Annotated in this window: 7 protein-coding genes; 3 read left to right on the top strand and 4 right to left on the bottom strand. The window is 71.1% G+C overall.

Features of this window, described 5'->3' with window-relative positions; all coding sequences use genetic code 11:
- Window positions 1–155 precede the first annotated feature (155 nt).
- Both VGR06_RS36730 and VGR06_RS36725 read left to right on the top strand, forming a co-directional pair.
- A complete protein-coding gene (locus VGR06_RS36730) occupies window positions 156–602 on the top strand; it encodes a DUF1775 domain-containing protein (protein ID WP_327563825.1) in 447 nt (148 codons plus the stop codon).
- A gap of 82 nt (window positions 603–684) precedes the next feature.
- Window positions 685–1188, top strand: coding sequence for a hemerythrin domain-containing protein (locus VGR06_RS36725; protein ID WP_327563824.1), 504 nt, complete (start codon window positions 685–687; stop codon window positions 1186–1188).
- A gap of 14 nt (window positions 1189–1202) precedes the next feature.
- On the opposite strand, the gene VGR06_RS36720 is transcribed toward VGR06_RS36725, so the two are convergent.
- Both VGR06_RS36720 and VGR06_RS36715 read right to left on the bottom strand, forming a co-directional pair.
- Window positions 1203–1943: an SDR family oxidoreductase gene (locus tag VGR06_RS36720; protein ID WP_327563823.1), complete on the bottom strand. Its 741-nt coding sequence runs from the start codon at window positions 1941–1943 to the stop codon at window positions 1203–1205.
- 41 nt (window positions 1944–1984) lie between these two features.
- The gene (locus tag VGR06_RS36715) at window positions 1985–2689 is read right to left on the bottom strand and encodes a winged helix-turn-helix domain-containing protein (RefSeq protein WP_327563822.1); all 705 of its coding nucleotides are present in this window, start codon (window positions 2687–2689) and stop codon (window positions 1985–1987) included.
- Window positions 2690–2774: 85 nt separating this feature from the next.
- Between VGR06_RS36715 and VGR06_RS36710 the strand changes: the two genes are divergently transcribed.
- The gene (locus VGR06_RS36710; RefSeq protein WP_327563821.1) at window positions 2775–3173 is read left to right on the top strand and encodes a DUF1992 domain-containing protein; all 399 of its coding nucleotides are present in this window, start codon (window positions 2775–2777) and stop codon (window positions 3171–3173) included.
- Here the strand turns inward: VGR06_RS36710 and VGR06_RS36705 are convergent.
- Complete coding sequence (locus VGR06_RS36705; protein WP_327563820.1) at window positions 3157–4869, bottom strand: DUF6114 domain-containing protein; 1713 nt, start codon at window positions 4867–4869, stop codon at window positions 3157–3159. The genes VGR06_RS36710 and VGR06_RS36705 overlap by 17 nt on opposite strands.
- 79 nt (window positions 4870–4948) lie before the next feature.
- Window positions 4949–5584, bottom strand: a 636-nt coding sequence (locus VGR06_RS36700) for a DUF6230 family protein (protein ID WP_327563819.1), incomplete at its 5' end; no start/stop codon positions are given.

The raw sequence follows: 5584 nt of genomic DNA, 5'->3' as shown, positions 1-5584 counted from the left end.
GCATGGTGACCTTGAGTGACGCGAACCCTGGCCTGCGGGTGGAGGTACGCCTCCCGAAAGCCTGATCACCAGCTGGGAACTAATCCGTGCCGGGGGCCGACCAACGACCGTGCCCGGCACCGGGCGAAACTCCGACCCCCGCGGAGGTTTCGAGCATGACCCGTTCCCTGCTGAAGCGTGCGGCCGTCGTGGCCGGTACGGTCGGCGCCCTGACCCTCGCCCTCGCGGCACCGGCTGCGGCGCACGTCACGGTCAACCCGAAGACGGCCACCCAGGGTGGCTACTCGGACGGTAACGTCGTGCGGTGGATCGACGAGCCGACCACGGATAGCACCGAGCCGGAGCACCCGGCGCCGGTGCTGACCCTGACGCCTTCGGCAGCCGAGGGTGCCGCCGCGGCCACCGCCGGGCCGAGCGTCGCGGCCGCGGACACCAAGGGCGACGGCAACGGTACGCCGTACGGGATCGCCGGGATCGTCCTCGGGCTGGCCGGCGTCGTGCTCGGTGTGCTTGCCTACCGGCGGTCGAGCCGATCCGCGCCGGCGGCCGCGGCCGCCACCGCTGCGGAGCCCGACTCCGTCTCGGCCGGCACGGCCGGCTGACCGCGTCTCGGCCGGCGCGGCCGGGTCACCGCGCGCCGCCCGTCGCCGGGTGCCGGGCGACGGGCGGGTTACGGTGCTCGGCATGGACGACATCACGGCACTGATCCTCGACGACCATCACGCGTTCCGGGTCGGGTTCGCCAGGCTCGACGACGCCAAGACGAACGAGGAGCTCCGCGCGCTCTGGCAGCCCCTGGCGCTGCATCTCGAGGTCCACGCGGATGCCGAGGAACTTATCCTGTACCCCCATCTGCTCGTCGATGTCGCGAGCGACGAGGCGGTCGAGGAGACCGAGGACGCGATCCGCGACCACAACAAGATCCGTGACGGGATCCATGAGGCGAACCGGCACCCCGTCGGGTCCGACCAGTGGTGGGCCGGCGTGTGGAAGACGCGGACCGAGAACAGCGACCACCTCCGCGAGGAGGAGGACGAGGTGCTGCCCGACTTCCGCAAGCACGCGACGCCGCAGCTCCGCCGGGAGCTGGCGGTGCGTTGGCTCACCTTCTACGGCGAGCACCCGCAGGGCAAGGGCCTCAGCTTCGAGGACAAGGACCCGCAGAAGTACATCGAGGAGAACCGCTGACGAGCGGCACCGCGTCAGCTCTGCTGCTGCATGCTCCACATCTGCCAGACCGTGGTCCGGACCGCGCGCGGCTGCTCCAGCACCACCCGGACGGCGTGAGCCACGTCCTCCGGGTGCAGGTACGAGTCGAGCACCGCCGAGCCCTCGATGCGACCCGCCCCGATGGCGAACTCGGTGTGTGTGCCGGCCGGGCAGATCAGCGTGACGCGGGTGCCCTCGGCGCGCAGCTCCCGGTCCAGCGAGCCGGCGAGACCGACCTGCGCGTGCTTGGTGCCGGCGTAGACGGCCTCGTCGGCGCCGCCGCGGAAACCGGCGACCGAGGCGACGATGACGAGATCGCCGCCATCACCCTGGGACCGGAACTGCTTCACCGCCGAGCGGACGCTCCACACCGTGCCGAGGACGTTCGTCTCCACCATCTCGGTCAGCTCCGCGTCGTCCAGGTCCATGATCCCCCCGTACGCGCCGATGCCGGCGTTGGCGACCATGGTGTCGAGCCGGCCCCATTTCCGCACGGCCGCGGCTACCAGGGCGTCGTTCAGCGCGGGGTCGCGCACGTCGCCCGCCACCGGTACGACCTTGTCGTCGCCGAGCTCGGTGACCAGCTTGGCCAGCCGGTCCTCGCGCCGGCCGCACACGGCCACCCGCGCGCCCGCGTCGACCAGCGCGGCCGCGGTGGCGGCGCCGATCCCCGAGCTGGCGCCCGTGATCGCGATGACGGTTCCCTCGATGGAGCGGGTGGGTGAGTACGGCATGACGGCCTCCGGGCTGCTGCGAGACTTCGCCTCAACCTACGTCAAGCAAATGCGGTCCAGGCCGGCTCGTCGCCGAACAGCTGCGTCAATCCCCGCGTGCCGTCGGGCGTCACCCGGACGGCGCGGCCCGAGCCGATGCGGGCGATCCAGCCACGGTCCAGCAACGTCCGGCAGAGGCGGGCGCCGGCGACGCCGGCAAGATGCTGGCGTCGCTCGGTCCAGTCGAGGCATCCCCGGACCAACGGCCGTCTGGATCCGGGCACGTCCAGGTCGGCGCCGAGCGTGCCGGTCAGCCACGCCACGCCCCGGCCAGTGAGTGCGAAACCCGCCTCCTGGGTCAGCAGGCCGTCGCGGGTCAACGCGTCCGTGATGGCGACGCCGAGCTTTCCGGCCAGGTGGTCGTAGCACGTCCGGCCGCGGGTGAGCGCGGCCGAGGCGGTCGCCGCGCGCAGGGTCCGCGGCGCCCCGGGCCGCGGTTCGACATGCGAGGTGAGGTCCTCGATGAGCTGCGCGACGTGCGGGCCGGCGAGTTGCACGTACCGGTGCCGGCCTTGGCGCCGCTCGGTGAGCAGGCCGCCGGCGACCAGCTTGTGCAGGTGCTCGGTGGCGGTCGCGGGCGCGACGCGAGCGTGTCCGGCCAGTTCGCTGGCGGTCCAGGCGCGGCCGTCCAGAAGCGCCAGCAGGAACGCCGCCCGGGTGTCGTCGGCGAGCAGCCCGGCCAGTGACGCGAGTTGCGGTGCGGTCATGCGCCCATTGTGCGGCTGTGACACTTCGGTGTGGGCCGAAGCGTCGCTACCGCCCGTTTTGTCGGTGCGCCACTACCATGGGGGCATGGACCACTGGTACGAGTCGTCCATCGACCGCCAGCTCCGGGAGGCCCGTGAGCGGGGCGAGTTCGACAACCTGCCGGGTACGGGCAAGCCGCTCCCCGACGCCGGCCAGGAGTACGACGAGGACTGGTGGGTCAAGGACTGGCTGCGCCGCGAGGGTGGCACGTCCGGCGTGCTGCCGCCGACGCTGCAGCTGCGCCGGGAGGCCGAGGACGTGCAGAAGCTGGTCGACCGGCGCTCGTCCGAGGAGGCGGTACGCGAGCTGGTGGCGAACCTGAACGAACAGATCCGCAAGGCGCGCGTCGGCCTGATGGACGGGCCTCCGGTGCTGCTGCCGCCGTTCGACGTCGAGGCGGTCGTACGCGGCTGGCGCGCGCGCCGTCTCAGGCCTTTTCGGTGACATCCAGCGGGTCGGCGGTGAGCGTCTTGCAGCTGACGAACGCCAGGTGGATCTCGACGTCGGTGAACCACATGTACTTCAGCGTGAGGGGCGGCGGCGAGTCCGGAGTGAACGTGACCCGGAAGATTCCGAACAGCTTGCCGGAGAAGCTGGGTGTGTAGAACTTCACGTCACCCTCGGTGGTCAGTGCGTTGCTCTTGATGAGCGTGGTGTGGCCACCGGGCTCGGGGATGGTCAGCGAGAACGGCTTGGTCACCGACTTGGACATGCTGAACTTCAGGCTCGGGAGCGGCCCGTCGGCGGTCTGCAGGTCGACCGTGCCGTCGTAGGTGGAGTCGTACATCTGCAGCAGCTTGCCCTCGAGCAGGCCGCCCTTGACCGACACCGCCGGCACGCCGTCGGGGCTGGCCTGCTTGTCGAGCACGCGCGGGCCGAGGCACGGAACGTCCGGAAGGGACGGTGTGGGGGACGGAGACGCCGACCCCGTCGGGTCACTCGACGGGCCACTGGGCGTACCGGGGGCGGGATTGCCGGGCGCGGAATTGCCAGGTGCCGGCGGCGCGGGTGTCTGCGACGGGCTCGGGGAAGCCGACGGCGACGGGCTGGCGCTGGGGGACGGGGTCGGTGACGGGTCGCCGCCAATGCCGAGGAGCTTGCCGACACCGTCGACGAGGTTGTTCCAGCCGTCGACGATCGGGTTGCCGGTGCCGTCCGACGGCGACGGGGTGGGTGCCGGTGATCCCTCCGGGTCGGCCGTCTCGTCTTCCTGCGGCGTGGTCTTGGCCGGGGCCTTCGCCGCGGACGAGCGCGGCTTGGCCGTGGCCTGCTTCTTCGTCGCCTGCGTGGCCTGCCGGGCCAATTCCTTCCTGGCCTCGGCGGCCGGGCGCGATGGCATGCCCTCCGGGCAGTCGGCGGCGCGGGCCGCAGTGCGGCTCCCGCCGGCGAGCACCGCCGCGGTCACGACCAGGGGAACGAGCGTGATGACGAACAGCTTCCGGTGCGCTCCCCGTTCCGACGGTGGTCGGGGTTCGCCGGGACGGTCGTCGAAGCCGGGCAGGATCTCGGTCGGCGGGTCCGAGACGTACGGTGAGCGCGGCGGAAGGTCGGAGCCGGACAAGATCTCGGTCGGCGGGTCCGCCGCGTAGGGTGAGCGCGGCGGAAGGTCGGAGCCGGCGATGGCGTCCTCACCGTCCAGCGTCGACGGTGCACTAGGGCGGTCGGACGAGCCGTCGTCCACCGTGTCGGACTCCTCGACGGTGTCGGGATCACCGTCGGGCTCGGCCCCGTCGGGCTCGGCCAGAGTGCCGGATTCGTCCTCGGTGGACGGCGGGTGCGCCGCGCGAGGAGGGCCCCAGGCGATCGTGAGCGCGCCGCCCACGATGCCCACCAACATGCCGAGACCGAAGCCCCCCAGGTTGAGGCCGAGGAACGAGTACAGGGCGGTCAGCACCCCGATGATGCCGTAGAACAGGCGCTGCGCGGGCGTTATCCAGGCCAGCACCCCGCAGAGCACCAGGACCACCGGCAGCACATAGGAGAGATAGCCCTCCTGACCGAAGTGGACCTGCATGTCCTGCACCGTCAGGTTGGCGCTGAGGAACAGCTCCAGCGCCGACAGCAGAAGCAACAGGCCGCCCCAGAACGGGCGGGTCCGCCGCCAATGGCGGAACCTGCTCCAGGCGCTGTGCGTTGCCACGTACCCTCCAGAAACCTCGGCCGCCCACGGCATGGCCAAGGCCCGCGGAGGGTGAGTTCCGCGGGCCCCGGGTGTTACGTCAGTAGCACTCGTCGGGCGCGTTCTTGCCCGAGAAGTCGGTGTTGATCTTCAAGCTCAGTCCGGTGAGCTTGAACGTGCCCGCCTGAGTGGAATAGGCGGTCTGCTTCAGGCCGTCGATGACAACCCTGTCAGCCTCCTGCGCAAACCCGTGCGAGGTGGTCTTCGCCTTCTGGCCGGCCTTGCTCGTCGTGCTGGCGTCCAGGCCGATGTCGATGTTGGTGAACGTGGCGTCGCCGCTCAGATCGGTCAGTCCGATCAGGAGGTTGTCCGCGACGGCCGGGTGATCGTGGTCCTTGCCGGCCCGGATCGTCAGGCTGACCGGCGACTTGTCCGGGTGCACCGACTGGCACAGGTTGTAGAGCGTCGCGTGGCTGATGCCGGAAATGGCCAGGGGCAGCGGCTTGCCGTTGACGTCCTGGGTGACCTGGCTGTACTGCACGAACCCGTCACCGACCAGCTGGTCGGCTTGGATCTTGAACGCCTGCCCGGACAGGGTGAGACTGGCGGCGAACGCGCCGTTGGCCAGGCCGATGACCAGGCCCGCGGCGGCGACGGTGGGTACGCCCACCGCTACGGCGAAACGGCGCCAGTTGGTGCGACCGTACGCCGGATCGCCTTGCGCATCCTTCACGGA

Source organism: Actinophytocola sp. (genome assembly GCF_036002505.1).
Taxonomy (GTDB): Bacteria; Actinomycetota; Actinomycetes; order Mycobacteriales; family Pseudonocardiaceae; genus DASYTH01.
Note: the sequence above shows the minus strand (reverse complement) of the source record. Positions and strands in the feature narration are given on the sequence as shown.

Bases quoted from the DNA above. Each gene is read 5' to 3' on its own strand.
- VGR06_RS36720 (WP_327563823.1), bottom strand. From the start codon at position 1,943: ATGCCGTACTCACCCACCCGCTCCATCGAGGGAACCGTCATCGCGATC.
- VGR06_RS36710 (WP_327563821.1), top strand. From the start codon at position 2,775: ATGGACCACTGGTACGAGTCGTCCATCGACCGCCAGCTCCGGGAGGCC.
- VGR06_RS36730 (WP_327563825.1), top strand. From the start codon at position 156: ATGACCCGTTCCCTGCTGAAGCGTGCGGCCGTCGTGGCCGGTACGGTC.
- VGR06_RS36715 (WP_327563822.1), bottom strand. From the start codon at position 2,689: ATGACCGCACCGCAACTCGCGTCACTGGCCGGGCTGCTCGCCGACGAC.
- VGR06_RS36725 (WP_327563824.1), top strand. From the start codon at position 685: ATGGACGACATCACGGCACTGATCCTCGACGACCATCACGCGTTCCGG.